The organism is Oleiphilus sp. HI0079, assembly GCF_001635105.1.
Window position 1 is genome coordinate 1 of sequence record NZ_LWFT01001271.1, and the last position, 1,011, is coordinate 1,011.

Below are 1,011 nucleotides of genomic sequence, written 5' to 3' on the forward strand. Positions count from 1 at the left end.
AGCGGCAAGCACACCAACCATACCGAGTAGTGCCCAAAGGATCACTTGCGCGACTTTCGGGGTTCGCATTAGCTCACCTTGCGACGCATCCGTTACAAAGTTGAGATCTTGCTGATTCAGCTTCTTCAGCTGATTTTTGGAGAGGCTCATGCTACGCCTCCATCATTATCTGAGTGGGCGGCTGGCTTTCCAGCAAGACGATCGAGGATATCTTGTTTCGGGCCATGCATGAGTATTTCGCCATCGTCCATGACTGCGATTGAATCGAGCAAACTTAGAATGGCCAAGCGTTGAGTGAACACAATAATCGTTTTATCCGGAGCAAGCTTGCTTAAACGCGCGATAAGTCGGCGCTCTGAATCTTGATCTAAGGCACTTGTGGGCTCATCAAAAATGAGAATTTTTGGATCTCGCAGCAGTGCTCGCGCAAGTGCAATACATTGACGTTGGCCACCAGACAACATGCGTCCGTTCTCGCCAGTCTGACGGTTCAAGCCCTCAGGGTGGGTTGCCGTAAATTCTAGTACACCCGACATTTCTGCGGCTTTCAAAATTTGCTCGTCGGTCGCGTAGGGGGTTCCCGAGGCGATATTGTCGCGAATCGAACCCGAGAAAAGTGTTGGTTGTTGCTCTACGCAGCCAATCATCGCCCGCAAGTCGCTCGGATCGAGTTGTCGAATGTCGAGCCCATCGAGTTTGATGACACCTTCTGTTGGCGTGTAAAGCCCCATTAATAAGCGCAGCAGTGTGGTCTTTCCGCAACCAATACGTCCGATCACCGCAAGGCGACTTCCGGCGGGGATATTCAGATTGACGTTCTTTATGACCGACACGGTCTGCTCGGGAAAAGCCATGCCGACGCCTTCCAACTCAAAGTGTCCTTCAGTTTTGTCGCGTTGCAGATATTGCTTGTCTGGGTCGCGCTCAATAGGCATCTCCATGATTCGGGCAATACCTTCGTAGGCTTCTTTGGTTTGACCATACCGAGCAATTAAACCTGCAACCTGAGCC

1 protein-coding gene is annotated in these 1,011 nt (G+C 51.2%); it reads right to left on the reverse strand.

What is annotated here, in order from left to right:
• Window positions 1-146 precede the first annotated feature (146 nt).
• On the reverse strand, window positions 147-1,011 hold an 865-nt coding region (locus A3750_RS22285; protein WP_156498841.1), incomplete at its 5' end, for an ATP-binding cassette domain-containing protein.